Source organism: Plantactinospora sp. WMMC1484, assembly GCF_049315195.1.
GTDB lineage: Bacteria > Actinomycetota > Actinomycetes > Mycobacteriales > Micromonosporaceae > Plantactinospora.
In genome coordinates this window covers 7,629,567-7,646,014 of the sequence record NZ_CP186055.1, presented here as the reverse complement: position 1 = coordinate 7,646,014, position 16,448 = coordinate 7,629,567, and the positions used below count along the sequence as shown (strand labels likewise).

The window sequence follows — 16,448 nt, the reverse complement described above, 5'->3', positions numbered from 1 at the left end:
CCGCCGCTGCCCGCACGCCGAGTGCTCACCTCGGGCGCGTCACCGGCGGGATCGGCCCGGTCAGGCCTGTCGCGGCCGGGCCGCCCGTGCCATCAGGCGGGCGAGTTCCCGGTGGTGGCCGCATTCGGTGGATGCGATGTCGGCCGCGACCCGGTTGCGGACGTCCGGAGCCTGTTCCTGGCTCAGCTTGAACATTGCATCGACCCGGTCCACTCGCAGTTCGAACGCGCCGACACCGGGAAGCAGGCGATCGAAGTAGCCCAACGACGCTGTCATGTCCCAGCCGGTGCCGTGCCGCTGCTCGAAAGCCTCCACGGTGGACCGGATCACCGCCAGCGTAGGCTCACCAGGCGGTAGCGGCGAAAGCCAACCGTTGACGTGAACGGCTGTGAAGTTCCACGTCGGAGCCGCCGGGGTGATGCCGTACACGGTGGGGGAGACGTAGCGGCCGGGCCCGGTGTAGACCAGCAACGCCGGACATCCGGGCCCGATCTCCGGCCACTGTGGGTTCGCGCGGTTCATGTGCCCTACCAGAATCGATTGCGAGTCCGCCGGGTCGGTGCCGTCGCGCGGTTCTGGGGCAGGCCTGATGGTCGGCACATGGCTGGCCAGCGGAACACCATTGGTCGCGGTTATCAGCGTGGCCAGGGGATGAGAATCGATCAGCTCCCACGCCCAGGACGGATCTTCCGCCTGGTATTGTCCTGGTACGTACATGTCATTCCTGTCATGTCTGGGCGGCGGCTTCGTCGGTGGCGGCTTCGTTCATCAAGCTATTAGGCCCCGGGTCGGCCGCGGTGAACGCTCCGTATATTGCGGCATGTCGTTGTCGCGCGACCGCGAGCGGGGCCTTGAATGAGGTACGCCGCGATGCGGGTGGAATGATCCGCCAACGCCGAACGGTCTCCCTCGGCAGGAGAAATTTCCAAGCGTTCCAGCGGGTCGGATCGGGTGCTTTAGAAACGGGAGTGGTTCCGGTATTCCTCCGATGTCTGGCGGTTGTGATTGCGGTCTGCGGCTGCCTCTCGGCTGCGGTTCGCGCGACCGACGTCCACTGACGTGGGCCCGGCCAAGAGGTGGCCCGTGTCCTGCTGGTGCGTGCGCGGGAGCGGAGGGTCGGGCAGTCGTGGAACCTGCCCCCGGACTGATGGTTGGCCATAGCGTTCGGCAGCGCAAGTTCCACGCATTACGATCTGTCGATCTTGAAATCCCGACCCTCAGGCGTTACGGTTGATGTTGCGGCACCGGTTAGGTGCCTGGCTCGAAGAGCTTGAGTCACGGGGGAAATGCATGAATCTCGCAAGAATTGGCATAGGGCACGAATTGCCGCGCGATATGGCATCTGCGTTTGCTCGGTCATGGTGTCGTGACGGCCTTTCCTGGCGCCGCTTGGCGTGATCTCCGTCCGGTCTGGGCTGACTGCCGAGCCGGCAGATCAATTCCAGTAGAGGGACCTCGGTGGCTTCGGCGCTCCATCTGCCTGACCGAATGACGCGCGTGAGTGAAGTTGATTCCGTGGAATCGGAGCCGATATCGAGTGGGGTGGTCATGTGCCGAACTGGTGAGCGGTTGGCGCGACGGCGGCAGGTCACGAATCCGAGGTCAGCACTCCCGCGAAGGGGAACAGGGTGAAGCGTGTACCCAGGCAGACGGCACTCAGTTCGCGGCACTTCGCCAGGCAGTCCACGAGCCCTCTTCTGGGCGAGCACGAGCAGCAGGAGGCACCGGCGCACGGCCACGGCCAGATCCTCACGACCCGGGTGGGTCTGCGGTTCCCGTCGGGGATCACGTTCGAGCAGTGGGCGGAGGCCGGACCGAAGCTCTCCAGTCTGGTCGACTCGTTCGCCTGGTGCCTCGGCGACTGGCTGGTCTACGGGCAGGACAGATACGAGGGCAGGTACGCCAAGACGGTCGAGAGGATCGGCCTCGACTACCAGACGTTGCGCAACTACGCCTGGGTTGCACGCAAGTTCGAGTCCTCCAGACGGCGAGAGAACCTGAGCTTTCAGCACCACGCCGAAGTGGCCTCGCTGCCACCGGCCGAACAGGACGCCTGGTTGGACCGTGCCGAGGGCGGCGGATGGTCCCGGAATCAGCTGCGCCGGCACGTCCAGGAGGCGCGGGGGCGGGGGACGTCCAGCCAGCCCACGTCGTCGGCCCTGCCGCGGGTGCAGGTGGAGAAAGCCCGCCTCGAATGCTGGCGGCTCGCCGCTGAGCGCGCCAGCATCGATCTGACCTCGTGGATCGTGACGGCGCTCGACGAGGCTGCCGAGCGGGCACTTGGTGCGGGCACCACCGGGGACGGGGCCGCGCCGCCGGGGCAGGTCGCAGGCTCGCCCCTGCTGCGGCTGTAGCCCCCCTGTCCCGCCGGCGGGACACCGGCGCCGTCTCGGCGGGCCGTCTCGGCGGTCGAGCACCGGACGGCGGGCCCTCAACGGAGACTCGCCACCACCCGGGCCAACCGGTCCATGCTGCTGTGCGTCTCCGACTCCATTCCGAACAGCACCGCGTCATCTCGTTGTCGGACCGACTGGAAGATGCACACAGCCTCGTACCGGGTGCCGCTTCCGACCGCCTCGAAGGTGATCGTCTCGAGCTGCACCTGGCCAGGCATGCCTTCGAACTGAAATGTCTGCACTATCCGCTCGGGCGCGACGACGTCGTGGTACACCCCGCCAATCGCGAACTCAGTTCCGCGACCGTCGCGGCTGACGTACCGATAGGTGCCGCCCGGCCTGACATCCATTTTGTCCACGCTGTTCTCGAAATCGCTCGACCCCCACCAGCGGACGAGCAGGTCCGGGTCTGTGCACGCCTTGAACACCAGGTGGCGGGGGGCGTCGAAGACGCGTCTGATCACGATGCTCTGTCGGTCTGGCTCGGCGATGAACTCCACGCCCTCACTCCTCAGCTCGGATGGTCGATGCCGCTTTCGTTCCCTACTTCAGTGCGAAACCCGCTGAACGGTTCCAGCCTGTCAAGGTTGTCTGTCGCGACGGCTTCACGGCGCCGGCACTCTGTGGCCGGTGACAATTTTCGGATATGCCTCCCGAATGACGGCGACGACAGGAATTGCGTTCTCGGTACCGATGCACAACAATGCGCCGTAGTGGTCCGGGCGCCCCGTGAAGCGTCGCAAGTCGCCTGGTTTGCTCGCGGCAGCCACGATCCGGCCCGGAATTTCTCCAGCGCACCGCCGGAGCGGTCCCATTTCGCACCTTCCACCCACCTGTCGTTCCAACTGCCCCCGGAGGACGCACCATGACGACGCTGCCATCGGTACGACTCGGTTCATCCCCGCTTACGATCACCCGGCTCGGTCTCGGCACCTGGGCGCTCGGCGGTGACGGCTGGGCCTTCGGCTGGGGGCCGCAGGACGCCTCGGAGGCGATCGCCGCCATCCGGTACGCGACGGAACACGGGGGCCTCAACTGGCTCGACACAGCGCCGATCTACGGCCATGGGCGGGCGGAGGAGTTGGTGGGTACGGCGCTCGCCGCTCTCCCGGAGGATGTCCGCCCGTACGTCTTCACGAAGTGCGGTGTGGTGTGGGGCGTAGACGCCGAGCCGGGCACCGTCGCCGGCCGGCGGCAGAGCATCGAGCGTGAGTTGGACGAGTCGCTCCGTCGGCTCCAGGTCGACTGCATCGACCTGTACCAGATGCACTGGCCCGCCACAGACGGGACTCCGCTGGAGGAGTACTGGCAGACCCTCGCCGACCTGCGTCAGAAGGGCAAGATACGGGCGGCGGGGTTGTCGAACCACCGCCTCGACGAACTCCAGCGGGCGCACCACGTCGCGCCGGTGGATTCGTTCCAGCCGCAGTTCTCCGCTCTTGCCCGAGGCGCTGCGGAGGAGATCGGTTGGTGCGCGTCGCACAGCGTGGGGGTCATCACCTACGGTGCGCTGGGTAGCGGGCTGTTGACCGGGGCGTTCACACCTGAGCGAGTCGCTGCCCTGCCGCCCAGCGACTGGCGTTCTCGCGACCCCGGATTCCGCGGGCGTGGACTGGAGAAGACGATGCGGTTGACCCGCACCCTGGCGGATGTCGCCACCGCGCACGGCGTCAGCACCAGCGCCGTGGCCATCGCGTGGGTGTTGGAGTGTCGTGGCGTGACCGGCGCCATCGTCGGAGCGCGTCGACCCGAGCAGATCGCGGACTGGCGGGCGGCGGCGACGGTACGGCTGTCGGCCGCAGACCTCCACAGGATCGCGGCCGTGATCCGGCAGGAGGCCATCGGCTCCGGGCCGAGCCACCCGCATACCGAAGCGTGGAGCGCCGACTCCACCGAATCCGGGGAGCATCACTGACCGGGTGGCACGGCACACCGTGGTGTGGTCTCGGCTGCTCATCGGTGCTCTGGGAGAAGGCGCCGCCGCAGGTAGGGGCCACTGCGATGATCGGGCACCGGGCACCCACGACTGGACAACGTTACCTGTTGTCCATCGCGCCGGGGATTGAGCTCCCTCCGTTGTCATGTCGTCGGAGCGGCAAGTCCCAGCACAGTGGTTGCGGCGACAACCGGTCGACGGGGCGCTTGTGGCAGCACCGGTGACTGCCGACCGTACGTCAACCTGTTGCGCCCCGGCCGCTGGGTTCAGGTGCCGCCGTTACGACGTGGGTGGCGGGGCGGTGGTGTGGCGGGCGACGAGGGTGGGGGAGAGCCTGACCTGCGCAGCAGGCCGTTGCCGATCGGCGATGCGGTCAAGCAGCAGTCGGGCGGCATTGGCGCCGATCTGGTGACCGGCCTGGTCGACGCTGGTCAGGGAGATGGGGCGGAAGGCGGCGAAGGTGGTGTTGTCGTAGCCGGCGACGGAGATGTCCTGGGGAACGCGTAGACCGGCCTCGGCGATGGCGTCGAGAGCGCCCATGGCGACGATGTCGGCGCCGGCGAAGATGGCGGTCGGCCTGACCGGCCGGGCCAGCAGTTGTTGGGCGCCGAGGTAGCCGCCTTCCTGGCTGTAGCTGGTGGAGGCGATGTCGATCTCGTCGGCGAGACCCCGTGCGCGCATCGCCTGCTGGTATCCGGCGGCGCGGATGGCGTTGGGCATTTCGGCGAGGCAGTCCCGGTCGGTCTCGTGGTGCTCGATGTGCGCGATCCGGGTGTGGCCTAGGTCGACGAGGTGGTCCACGACCAGCGCGGCGCCGGCGAAGTCGTCGTCGGCGACGCTGTCGTAGGCCCGGGACCGGCCGTGCCGTCCGACGACGACGGTGGGCACGGTGGCGGCGACGTGGTCGAGGTGGGCGCGGGTCGAGATGGGCGCGATGAGGATCAGGCCGTCCATGCTGCGGTCGATCATGGCGTGGGTGACCCTGGCCTCGGCGTCCCGGCCGTTGCAGCCGGGGCCGAGCAGGACCTGGTAGTCGGTGTCGGCGAGGTGGTCGGTGAGGCCGTCGAGGATTTCGGCGAAGAACGGGTTGCGGATGTTGGGCAGCATCACGCCGATGGTGTAGGTCTGGCCGCGCATGCCCCGCGCGCCGGCATTGGGTCGGTAGCCGAGTTCGGCGATCGCCTGCCGGACCCGGTCGCGCATCTTCGGGCTCACGCCGTACGCGTTGCGTAGCACCTTGGAGACCGCGGTCGTGGAGACCTGTGCGTGTTGGGCGACGTCGACGATGGTGATCCGCCGGGACGGCGCCACGGGGGTGTCCATGCGAGTTCCTTCGGCGGGCAGGGGTGGGGAACGTTGCCCCGAAGTTTAATCGGTTCACCTCACGACCAACAGGCTGGTCTCTTGACGCCCCCCAGATGAACTCCTAGGGTCAGGCGCAACATCTTGGAAAACGTTGCCCACTCACCCTCCGGGTTGTCTTGCTGTCGAAGCCCTCGACGGGCCGATTCGGATGAAACGTTCCAAGGAAGTGGATCCGATACATGACGACTCTTCCCGACAGGCATGGCCGGGTACGCCGCCCGAGCTTGGGCAGCGCACCCCCGTGGTGGTTCGCGGCGCCGGCGATGCTGCTGTTCGCCTTCGTGGTGCTGATCCCGAGCGGACGCGGCGTGTACTACGCCTTCACCGACTGGGACGGCCTGAGCCCGGACTTCTCCTGGGTCTGGTTCGGCAACTTCACCGACATGGCCGCCGACCCGAACGCCCGGCAGGCGATCTGGCACACCCTGGTCGTCGCGGTGGCCATCACGGTCATCCAGAACGGGTTCGGGCTGCTGCTCGCGCTCGGCGTCAACACGATGATCAAGTCGCGGAACGTGTTGCGGGTGTTCCTGTTCGCACCTGCGGTGATCACCCCGATCGTGACCGCGTACCTGTGGCGCAACCTGCTGGGGCCGGATGGTGCGGTGAACAGCCTGCTCGACGCGGTCGGGCTGGGGGCGTGGCGGCAGGACTGGCTGGGTGACCCGCAGTTGGCGCTGTGGGCGATCGTCGGTGTGATCGTGTGGCAGTTCGCCGGCTACTCGATGGTGATTTTCCTGGCCGGGCTGCAGTCGGTGCCGAAGGAGATCTACGAGGCCGCCGCGATCGACGGCACCGGACCGGTACGCCGGTTCTGGTGGGTGGTCCGCCCACTGCTCGCGCCGGCGTTCACGATCAACCTGATGCTCTCCATCATCGGCGGGATCAAGCTGTTCGACCAGGTGTACGCGCTGACCGGAGGCGGCCCCGGGCACGCCACCGACACCATCTCCACCCTGATCTACAAGGAGGCGTTCACCCTCGGGGAGTTCGGCTACAGCATCGCTCTCGCGGTCGTGCTGACGGTCATCGTCGCGGTCGCCTCGACCAGCCAGTACTTCGTGCTGTCCCGCAACGAGAGGGCGGCGTCGTGAACCGCTACCGCACGCGCACGTTCGTGCTGGAGATGGTGATGATCGCCGTCGCGCTGGTTGTCGCCTTCCCGCTCTACGTGCTGGTCAACCTGGCGATCCGGCCCGCCTCCGACCCTGGTTCGCCGATCCGGCCGACCAGCAGCCCGACGCTTACCAACCTGACCCAGGCGTGGCGGGAGGGCGGGCTCGGCGGCGCGTTGGCCAACAGCGTGCTGGTGACCACCGCCAGCGTGCTGATCGTCCTCGCGGCCTCCTCGCTGGCGGCGTATCCGCTGGCGCGGGCGACCGCCAGGTGGTCGCGCGGGATGTTCCTGCTGATCATGCTGGGGCTGATCCTGCCGTTCCAGCTTGCCTCGCTGCCGCTCTACCAGACGATGCGGGACCTCGGCCTGCTCGGCAGCGTCTGGGCGCTGATCCTGTTCTACGCCGGGCTCCAGGTGCCCTTCACCACCTTCCTCTACGTCGGCTTCATGCGGGCGCTACCGCGCGACTTCGAGGACGCCGCGATGATCGACGGCTGCCGGCCGCTGGAGGTCTTCCGATATGTCGTCTTCCCGATGCTCAAGCCGATCACCGTGACCGCCCTGGTGCTCAACGCGATCGCGGTGTGGAACGACTTCTTCACCCCACTGCTGTACCTGTCCGGCAGCGACCAGCAGACCATGCCCGTGGCATTGGCCGGTTTCGTCGGCCAGTTCGTCTCGGACTGGAATCTGATCTTCGCCGCACTCGTGATCAGCATCGTGCCGATCCTGGCCGTCTACTTCGCGTTGCAACGCAGCATTATCAACGGCTTCGCCGGAGGGCTGAAGGGATGACGCCGTACGACCTGACGACCGAGCAGCGGCGCGTACCGCTCGGCCTGGGCGAGCCACGCCCACGACTGTCCTGGAAGCTGGAGTCGACCCGGCGGGGCGCGGCGCAGACCGCGTACCGGATCACCGCCGCCGAACGGGCGGCGGACCTGGAGGACCCCGACCGGCTGATCTGGGACAGCGGGCGTCGCGACTGCCTGGACAGCGTCGGCGTGCCGTGGGACGGTCCGGTGCTGCGGTCGGCGACCCGCTACCACTGGCGGGTCGAGGTCTGGGACGAGACCGGCGCGTCGGCCGGGGCGGCCCAGACCTGGTTCGAGACCGGTCTGCTGCATCTCGACGACTGGACCGCGGTGTGGGTGGGTCGGGACCCGCTCACCCTGCCGCCGGCCGACCCGCCCGGCGACGACGTGCAGGTCGAGTCGTCCCTGGTATCGCCCCCGCTGTACCTACGCCACGAGTTCCACCTGGCTCGGCCGCCGGTGCGCGCCCGGCTCTACGCGACCGCCCGCGGCGTCTACCAGCCACGGCTCAACGGCGAACGCGTCGGTGACCTCGAAGTTGCGCCCGGCTGGACGGAGTACCAGCACCGGCAGCAGTACCAGACCTACGACGTCACCGGTCAGCTGACCGAGGGCGCCAACGTGCTCGCCGCGATCGTCGCCGACGGCTGGTGGTGCGGGTTCGTTGGTTTCGACGCCCGACGTCCGGCTCGGCACTACGGCGACCAACCGGCCTTTCTGGCCCAACTGGTCGTCGACTTCGCCGACGGCTCCCGCCAGGTGATCGCCACCGGTCCGGGCTGGACTGAGCGCCCGGGTGCCATCCGCGTCTCCGACTTGCTGATGGGCGAGCAGGTCGACGCCCGCCGGCACGTGCCCGGCTGGGACACCGCCGGCCGACCCGAGGAATTCGTGCCGGCCGGGGTGCTGGACACCGTGCCCGGTCCGCTGGTCGCCGAGCCGGATGAGCCGATCCGGGTCACCCGGGAGCTGGCCGCCGTCGACGTGCGGCAGGCCGGACCGGATCGGTTCGTCGTCGACTTCGGTCAGAATCTGGTCGGCCGGGTCCGTCTCACCCTGCGCGATGCCGGCCCGGGGCGGCGGGTCGTGCTGCGGCACGCCGAGGTACTCGACGGCGGCGAGCTGTACCTGGACAACCTGCGCCGGGCCCGGGCCACCGACGTCTACGTCACCGCCGGCGATCCGGTGGAGGTGTTCGAGCCGCAGTTCACCTTCCACGGCTTCCGCTACCTGGAGGTCGACAACCATCCGGGCGAACTCCTGCCAGCGGACGTGACCGCGCGGGTACTGCACAACGACACCCCGTTCACCGGCCGGTTCGAGTGCTCCGACCCGATGGTCAACCAGTTGCAGTCGAACATCACCTGGGGCCAGCGGGGCAACTTCCTCGCGGTGCCGACCGACTGCCCGCAGCGGGACGAGCGGCTCGGCTGGCTCGCCGACGCGCAGATCTTCGCCCCCACCGCAAGCCGGAACGCCGACGTCTCCGCGTTCTTCGCCCGCTGGCTGCGCGACGTGGTCGACGGGCAGGACGCCGACGGCGCCTTCCGCGACGTCGCCCCGGTCGTCTCCATCACCCGCGAGGCCGCACCAGCCTGGGGCGACGCGGGCGTGATCATCCCCTGGCACCTGTGGCGCACCTATGGCGACCGCCGCACCCTCGAATCCGGCTTCGACGCCATGCTGCGCTGGGTCCGCTATGTGCATCGGCACAACCCGGACCTGCGGTGGCGGCACCGCACCGGCAACTCCTACGGCGACTGGCTCCAGGTCGACGCGACCACCCCCCGGGACCTGCTGGCGACCGCCTACTTCGCACACAGCGCGCAGCTCGTCGCCGAGGCGGCGCAGGTGCTCGGCCGGCACGCCGAGGCGACCGAGCTGCGGGCCCTGCACAGCGGCATCCGGGCCGCGTTCATCGACACGTACGTCCGCGACGACGGCAGCGTCGAGGGCGGCACCCAGACCGGGTACCTGCTCGCGCTCGCGTTCGGGCTACTGCCGCAACGGCTGGTGCCGGCGGCGGTCGAGCACCTGGCCGCCGACATCGAGAAGCGGGACTACCGGCTCAGCACCGGATTCGTCGGCGTGGCGCTGCTCTGCCCGGTACTCGCCGAGCACGGCCGGGCCGACCTCGCCTACGCCCTGCTGCACCAGGACGAGTACCCGTCCTGGGGGTACTCGATCCGGCACGGCGCGACCACGATCTGGGAGCGCTGGGACGGCTGGACCGACCACGCCGGTTTCCAGTCACCGGCGATGAACTCGTTCAACCACTACAGCCTCGGCAGCGTCGGCGACTGGCTCTTCGGCCGGGTCGCCGGCATCGACCAGACCGCATCGTCGGTGGCGTACCGCGAACTGCTGCTCCGGCCACTGCCCGGCGGCCGGCTGACCTGGGCCCGCGCCGAGCAGGAGACGGTACGCGGACGTGTCGCCTGCGGCTGGTCGATCGAGAACGGCCGGATCACCGTGACCGCTACGGTGCCGCCCGGCAGCACCGCACTGCTGGAGATCCCGACCGCCGACCCGGACAGCGTCCGTGAAGCCGACGCACCCGTGGCCAGCCGGCCGGGAGTACTCGGGGTCGAGCCGGCAGCCGTTGGGGTCACCCTGCGGCTGGCGTCCGGCCGCTACACCGTCAGCGCCGCAGCACCCGGCGCGACCACCTAACCGCTCCTTCCCCCATGGGAGTCACCATGAAGACACGCACCCTTCCGGCCGTGGCGGCGGCCGTCGCTGCGGCGACCCTGCTCGCCGCGTGCAGCAGCGGCACCAACGCCGGCTCCGGCGGCGACGGCAAGATCCTGACGCTCGCCTCGGTCGACCAGGGCTCGATCGAGGATGTCGTCAAGGCGTTCGAGGCCGCCAATCCCGGCGTGAAGGTCAACTTCACCACCAGCGGCGCCGACCAGTACCAGCAGCAGATCCGCACCCAACTCGCCTCCGGCACAGCCCCGGACGTGATGACGGTCTGGCCGGGCAACGGCAACCCCGGCGCCACGCACGTGCTGGCCAAACCCGGCTACCTGCTGGACCTCTCCGACCAGCCGTGGGCGGCCAAGCTGCCGGACGCGGTACGCAGCGTCGCGCAGTACGAGGGCAAGATCTACAACGCGCTATTCGGCCTCAACGGCATCGGCGCCCTCTACAACGAACAGGCCATGCAGAAGGCCGGCCTACAGCCGCCGGGCACCTGGACAGACCTGCTGGCGTTCTGCAGGGCCGCCACCGCCAAGGGCACTCCCGCGTTCGCCCTCGGCATCCAGGACAACTGGGTCACCCAGCTGGTCCTGTACGCGCTGGTGGCCACCACCGTCTACTCCGCCGACCCGGACTTCGACACCAAGATGCAGGCCGGCCAGGCCACCTTCGCCAACTCGCCCTGGAAGACGGCGATGGCGAAATACCAGGAGATGAACGCCAGCGGCTGCTTCCAGCGCAACCCCCTCGGCACCAGCTACGAGGCCAGTCAGGAACTCGCCGCCACCGGCAAGACCCTCGGCATCATCCAGGGCAACTGGGTCGTCGCCCTGCTCAAGGGCAAGAACCCGGCTAGCACCTACACCCTCGAGCCGCTGCCCGCCACCGACGACCCCGCGTCGTTCTTCATGCCCGCCGCGGCCGGCGCCGGCTACGGGGTGAACGCCAAGGCGAAGAACAAGGATCTCGCGCTGAAGTTCGTCAACTTCGTCATGTCGCCCGAGGGCATGAAGGTGTTCAACGGCAAGCAGGGCAGCCTGCCGTCCCTGCCCGACAGCGGCTCCGCTGTCGATCCGGGCATCGCAGAACTGAACACCTTCATCCAGGGCAACCGGACGGTGCCGTTCATGGACCAGCTTTGGCCCAACGCCAAGGTGCAGCAGACCATGCTCTCCGGCCTGCAGGAGATCTTCAGCGACCAGTCGACGCCCGAGAAGGTCCTCGCGGCGATGGACGCCGACTACAGGTCCGGCAGCTAACCCCGACCTCTGCCGAGGGCACCGGCAACGTCGGCGGCGCCACTGCCGGCGGGGTCACCTCCACGGCACCGACCGGGCACCCCGCACCGCGCCCGCACCGGTGTGACGCGACCTGCCGCACGGCACCACCAGCACGACCGATCAGACGTACGACGGCGATCGCCGGCGCCTGAGCGGCCCGGCGACAAGGGAGGGCACCAGTGTCAACAGCCAGGAATCGTCGGCGCGTGCTGGCGGGAGTAGGGGTCTGCGTGGCCCTGCTCGCGTCGCAGGCGCTCAACTCCGCTCCGGCCGCCGGGCACGGCAGCGACCAACCCCGGGTCCAGGCCGTCAACCTACAGGTCGACGGCCGCCACGACGAACCGCTGGGCATCGACAACAGCGCGCCGACTCTCGGCTGGCAGATCGTCGAAACCCGAAGCGCCGCGAGCCACCCGTGTCACCGACGGCACTCCCGGGCGGCGTGCCCCGGCGACCGGCAGACCGCCTACCAGATCCGGGCCGCCGGCAGCGAGCGTGACCTACGGCGCGGCCGACTGCTCTGGGACTCCGGCAAGGTGAGCTCCGACCGGCAGACAAGCATCGCCTACGCTGGCCGGCCGCTCGCCTCTCGGCAGCAGGTGGTGTGGCAGGTACGCGTCTGGGACGCCGACCGTCGGCCCTCCGACTGGAGCAGAACCTCCGGCTGGGAGATGGGACTGCTCACGCCGGCGGACTGGGGCTCGGCGCGCTGGATCGAGTACCCCGGCCGCACCGAAACCCAGCCGATGCCGATCCTCGCCCGCCAGTTCACCGTCGACCACGGCCGCAGGGTCACCGCCGCCCGGCTCTACCTCTCCGGCGTCGGCCTGCACAAGCCCACCCTCAACGGCCGCACCCTCACCGACGAGGTTCTCGCCCCCGGCAACTCCAACTACCAGCTTTCCAGCGAGTACCGCGCGTACGACGTCACGGAGCAGCTGCGCAGGGGCGCCAACACCCTCGGCGTACAGCTCGGCAACGGACCCGCGTACGTGCGCCGCAGTGTCACCAACCCGGCGGTCGGCCGCACTGCGCCGTACTCGTGGTGGCAGAGCCAGCTCAAGGGCAGCAGTACCCTGATCGCCGACGCCGAGGCCGGCGCCACCACCGTGAAGCTTGACAATGTCGCCAACTACCACGTGGGCGGCACGATCAACGTCGACACCGGCGAGGGCGGCGACCGCCTCGAATCCCGGGTCATCACCGCGATCGGCACCGCCGGCCCGGACGGCACCGGCATCACCCTCACTCCGCCGCTGACCAAACCACACCTCGCCGGTGTGCTGGTGACCGGGTCGGGCAACAACATCGCGGCAAACGACGCGAGCGCGGGCGCGGCCGTCACCCCACGCCTGATCGCCCGGCTGGAGGTCTCCTACACCAACGGCAGCAGCGACGTCATCGTCTCCGATCGTCGCTGGCGCGCCGCCCTTGGACCGCTGGTCACCGACGCCTGGTACTCCGGCGCAGACTACGACGCCCGTCGAGAGCAGCCCGGCTGGGACCAGCCCGGCTCCGACCTGTCGGCGACCGCGAACCGGCGCGACGGCACCGCCACCGGCTGGGTCGACGCGGGTATCGCCCCACCGCCGAACCTGGCTACCAGGCTCGTCGCCCGCGCCGCCGAACCGCTCAAGGTCGTCGAGACGTTCACCCCGGTCACGATAACCAATCCCGCCCCCGGTACCTGGGTCTTCGACTTCGGGCAGAACATCGTCGGCTGGCCCGAGCTGCGCCTGCGGGGCGTACCGGCCGGCACCACCGTGCGGATGTCACCGGCGGAGTCACTCGCCCCGGACGGCACGGTCGACCAGGCGTCACTGCGCGGCGGCGGCGGGAGCCGGGGCGTCGACCTGTTCAACACATACACCACGGTAGGGCTGCCCGGCGGGGAGCGTTGGCACCCGGACTTCAACTACTTCGGCATGCAGTGGGTCCAGGTCACCGGCCTGCCCGACGGCTACGTACCGACGAAGGACACGATCAGGGGACTGCGGCTGCAGGCGGCCACCCCGGTCGCCGGCGAGGTGGTCACCTCGAACGCCCGGATCAACCGGACCAACAAGATGGCCCGCTACTCGTTCGCCGGCAACGTGATGTCGGTATTCACCGACTGTCCCGGCCGGGAGAAGCTCTCCTACCCGGCGGACTACACGATGCCGATGGGCGCGATCCACCGTAACCACCAGCTCGCGGCGTACCTGCGGACGACGATGCACCATCTGGTCGAGGGGCAGTCCCGGGCGGACACCCCGATGTTCGGCAACGTGGCCCTGAAGACCCCGGTCTACGACTGGGGCTACAGCGGGCGGTTCGGCGACGAGATCAACTGGGGCAACGCGATCATCCTGGTGCCGGCGATGCTGTACGAACTCTACGGTGACACCCAGACCATGGCCCGCTATTACGACCAGATGGTCACCTTTGCCGACTATGTCCAGCGGCAGAAGGTCGGCACGGGCGCCGACGCGCACATCGTCGACGCCGCCCTCGCCGACTGGGTCTCGGCCGACCAGACCTCCGGCCGGATCACCGGCACCTGGGGCTACTACGTGATGATCAGCAAGATCGCCATGATGGCGCGGCTGACCGGGCACACCGCCGACGCCGAGCGGTACACGGCGTTGGCCGGGGATATCAGGGCGGCGTTCAACGCCCACTTCTACAACAGCACGCTGCGCCGCTACACCACGGCCGGCAACGCCGGAACCGCTGGCGCCACCCAGGCCGCGCAGGCCCTCGCCCTCGACGCCGGACTGGTACCCGAGGGCGAGCGCGGTGCTGTCCTGGACGCCCTGGTCGAACTGGTCCACGCCTTCCACCCCAGCGGGGACGGGCCGCACTTCAGCGGTGGCACCATCGGCATGGCGCCCACCGTACGGGCGCTGGCCGCGGCGGGTCGCGACGACGTGCTGTGGGACCTGCTCCAGGAGGACGAGCAGCCCAGCTACGGCTACTTCATGGAGTCCACCGCCGCCAACCCGGGCGGTATGACGACGATGGGGGAACGGTGGAACCGCGGCGACTCGAAGAACCACATGATCCTCGCCCAGATCGAGGAGTGGTTCCACAGCGGGATCGCCGGCATCCGCGAGGCCGCCGGCTCGACCGCGTACCAGAAGCTGGTCTTCCAGCCGAAGATTGTCGGTGACCTGACCTACGCCAAGGGCAGCTACCACACCCCGGCCGGTGAGGCCCGCGCCGAGTGGCGCAAGGCCGCGCACTCTTTGCGGCTCACGGTCACCGTTCCCACCAACACCAGCGCCGAGGTCTGGGTACCGATCCAGGGCGGCCGGGTCGTCGGGACGCCGGACCGGGCCGTCTTCGTCCGCGTCGACGACGGTCATGCCGTCTACCGGGTCGCCTCGGGCACCTACACCTTCGCCACCGTCAACGCATAGCGACGCGTGGTCTGGCCCGCCGCACGGCGGGCCAGACCACGCCACCTTCCGGATCGGAGCATTGTGGGCGTCGACTTTCCCGCCGATTTCCTGTGGGGTACCGCCACCTCCGCCCACCAGGTCGAGGGCGGCAACGTCAACAGCGACTGGTGGGACTTCGAACACGACCCGCGCACCGCCGCCCGGGAGTCCTCCGGCGACGCCATCGACCACTACCACCGGTACGCCGAAGACTTTGCCCTGCTGGCAGCCCTCGGCCACAACACGCACCGCCTCTCCGTCGAGTGGGCCCGCGTCGAACCGGCCCCCGGCGAGTTCAGCCGCGCAGCCGTCGGCCATTACCGGCGAGTGCTGACCGCGCTCGCCGACACCGGCATGGCCGCGTTCGTGACCCTGCACCATTTCACGCTGCCGCGCTGGTTCGCCGCAGCCGGCGGCTGGCTCGCTCCCGACGCCGTCGAACGCTTCACCCGCTACTGCCGGCACGTTGCCACCGAACTCGGCGACCTGATGCCGTACGTCTGCACCATCAACGAGCCGCAGATGGTGGCCCTGCACGGCTACCTGGAGGGCTACCACCCGCCCGGGATCACAAACCCCACCCTCTGGAAACGGGCCGGCCGTACCCTGCTGGCCGCGCACCACGCCGCCGTACCCGCGGTCCGCGACGGGTCACCACGCTCCCGGGTCGGCCTCGCCGTGAACATTCCACTGCTGGCGCCGGTTCGGGACGACGACACCTGCCGCGCCTTCTGCCGCCTGATGCAGCACGAGATCGTCGACCTGTACCTGGACGGCCTCACCGGCCCCGACCGGGGTGACTGGCTCGGCGTGCAGTACTACCGCAAGCAATGGGTCGACCCCGCCGCACCCACCTTCTTCGCCGACCCACCCGACGGTTTCACCCGTACCCAGATGGGCTGGGCCAGCTACCCGGATGGGCTGCGGCAGATGCTGCACCGCGCCGCCCGAACCGACCTGCCCCTGTACGTCACCGAGAACGGCATCGCCACCGAGGACGACGCCGAGCGGGTCGAGTACCTGTACGCCCACCTCGCCGCGCTCGCCGAGGCCCGCGCCGAGGGCGTCGACGTTCGCGGCTACCTGCACTGGTCTGCCTTTGACAACTTCGAGTGGAGCGAAGGGTTCCGGCCGAAGTTCGGTCTCATCGCCGTCGACCACGACTTCGCCCGGATTCCCAAGCCCAGCGCGCACGCCTTCGCCGAGATCGCGGCCACCGGCAGCCTCCGGCCGACGGTGTGTCAGCCGCGAGACGTGCCGGATGGGCTCAGGGCCGACCGGGATCGGCGTGCCGTCGATGGTCACCGAACGGCACAGGGTGACGCGCACCGCACCGGATCGGCTGCGCAACAGCCACAGGCGGCCTCCGGCTCCGCCGGATGAACCGCCGCGACCGCTCGCTAGCTGCGAGGTG

Annotated in this window: 11 protein-coding genes; 8 read left to right on the top strand and 3 right to left on the bottom strand. The window is 69.2% G+C overall.

All coding sequences use genetic code 11. The features are described 5' to 3' along the window. Positions 1-60: 60 nt before the first annotated feature. A complete protein-coding gene (locus ACN28C_RS32755) occupies positions 61-717 on the bottom strand; it encodes an FMN-binding negative transcriptional regulator (RefSeq protein ID WP_422771345.1) in 657 nt (218 codons plus the stop codon). A 911-nt stretch (positions 718-1,628) separates the two neighbouring features. Between ACN28C_RS32755 and ACN28C_RS32750 the strand changes: the two genes are divergently transcribed. Beyond that, positions 1,629-2,354: an LmbU family transcriptional regulator gene (locus ACN28C_RS32750; protein ID WP_422771344.1), complete on the top strand. Its 726-nt coding sequence runs from the start codon at positions 1,629-1,631 to the stop codon at positions 2,352-2,354. A 77-nt stretch (positions 2,355-2,431) separates the two neighbouring features. Here the strand turns inward: ACN28C_RS32750 and ACN28C_RS32745 are convergent, their stop codons facing one another. Continuing rightward, positions 2,432-2,896, bottom strand: coding sequence for an SRPBCC family protein (locus ACN28C_RS32745; protein WP_422771343.1), 465 nt, complete (start codon positions 2,894-2,896; stop codon positions 2,432-2,434). 365 nt (positions 2,897-3,261) lie between these two features. Here ACN28C_RS32745 and ACN28C_RS32740 point away from each other — a divergent pair, with 365 nt between their 5' ends. Next, entirely contained in the window at positions 3,262-4,311 is a 1,050-nt protein-coding gene (locus tag ACN28C_RS32740) for an aldo/keto reductase (RefSeq protein WP_422771342.1), read from the top strand. A 300-nt stretch (positions 4,312-4,611) separates the two neighbouring features. Here the strand turns inward: ACN28C_RS32740 and ACN28C_RS32735 are convergent, their stop codons facing one another. Continuing rightward, positions 4,612-5,655 carry a LacI family DNA-binding transcriptional regulator gene (locus ACN28C_RS32735; RefSeq protein WP_422771341.1) on the bottom strand — a complete coding sequence of 348 codons (1,044 nt, stop codon included), beginning with the start codon at positions 5,653-5,655 and terminating at the stop codon, positions 4,612-4,614. Between the two features lie 221 nt (positions 5,656-5,876). On the opposite strand from ACN28C_RS32735, the gene ACN28C_RS32730 reads away from it, so the two are divergent. The 6 genes from ACN28C_RS32730 (at position 5,877) to ACN28C_RS32705 (ending at position 16,417) form a co-directional block, all read left to right on the top strand. Next, positions 5,877-6,791, top strand: a complete 915-nt coding sequence (locus ACN28C_RS32730; protein ID WP_422771340.1) for a carbohydrate ABC transporter permease — start codon at positions 5,877-5,879, stop codon at positions 6,789-6,791. Further along, positions 6,788-7,609 (top strand): carbohydrate ABC transporter permease, encoded by an 822-nt coding sequence (locus ACN28C_RS32725; RefSeq protein WP_422771339.1) that lies wholly within the window; start codon positions 6,788-6,790, stop codon positions 7,607-7,609. The genes ACN28C_RS32730 and ACN28C_RS32725 overlap by 4 nt, the downstream gene beginning before the upstream one ends. Then, positions 7,606-10,302 carry a family 78 glycoside hydrolase catalytic domain gene (locus ACN28C_RS32720; RefSeq protein WP_422771338.1) on the top strand — a complete coding sequence of 899 codons (2,697 nt, stop codon included), beginning with the start codon at positions 7,606-7,608 and terminating at the stop codon, positions 10,300-10,302. Before ACN28C_RS32725 ends, ACN28C_RS32720 begins: the two co-directional genes overlap by 4 nt. A 26-nt stretch (positions 10,303-10,328) precedes the next feature. Further along, positions 10,329-11,591, top strand: coding sequence for an ABC transporter substrate-binding protein (locus ACN28C_RS32715; protein ID WP_422771337.1), 1,263 nt, complete (start codon positions 10,329-10,331; stop codon positions 11,589-11,591). A gap of 227 nt (positions 11,592-11,818) precedes the next feature. Beyond that, a complete protein-coding gene (locus ACN28C_RS32710) occupies positions 11,819-15,013 on the top strand; it encodes a family 78 glycoside hydrolase catalytic domain (RefSeq protein WP_422771336.1) in 3,195 nt (1,064 codons plus the stop codon). A 63-nt stretch (positions 15,014-15,076) separates the two neighbouring features. Next, positions 15,077-16,417, top strand: coding sequence for a glycoside hydrolase family 1 protein (locus tag ACN28C_RS32705; protein WP_422771335.1), 1,341 nt, complete (start codon positions 15,077-15,079; stop codon positions 16,415-16,417). Positions 16,418-16,448 lie beyond the last annotated feature (31 nt).

Coding starts and splice junctions, on each gene's coding strand:
- ACN28C_RS32755 (WP_422771345.1), bottom strand. CDS start 717: ATGTACGTACCAGGACAATACCAGGCGGAAGATCCGTCCTGGGCGTGG.
- ACN28C_RS32740 (WP_422771342.1), top strand. CDS start 3,262: ATGACGACGCTGCCATCGGTACGACTCGGTTCATCCCCGCTTACGATC.
- ACN28C_RS32735 (WP_422771341.1), bottom strand. CDS start 5,655: ATGGACACCCCCGTGGCGCCGTCCCGGCGGATCACCATCGTCGACGTC.
- ACN28C_RS32730 (WP_422771340.1), top strand. CDS start 5,877: ATGACGACTCTTCCCGACAGGCATGGCCGGGTACGCCGCCCGAGCTTG.
- ACN28C_RS32720 (WP_422771338.1), top strand. CDS start 7,606: ATGACGCCGTACGACCTGACGACCGAGCAGCGGCGCGTACCGCTCGGC.
- ACN28C_RS32715 (WP_422771337.1), top strand. CDS start 10,329: ATGAAGACACGCACCCTTCCGGCCGTGGCGGCGGCCGTCGCTGCGGCG.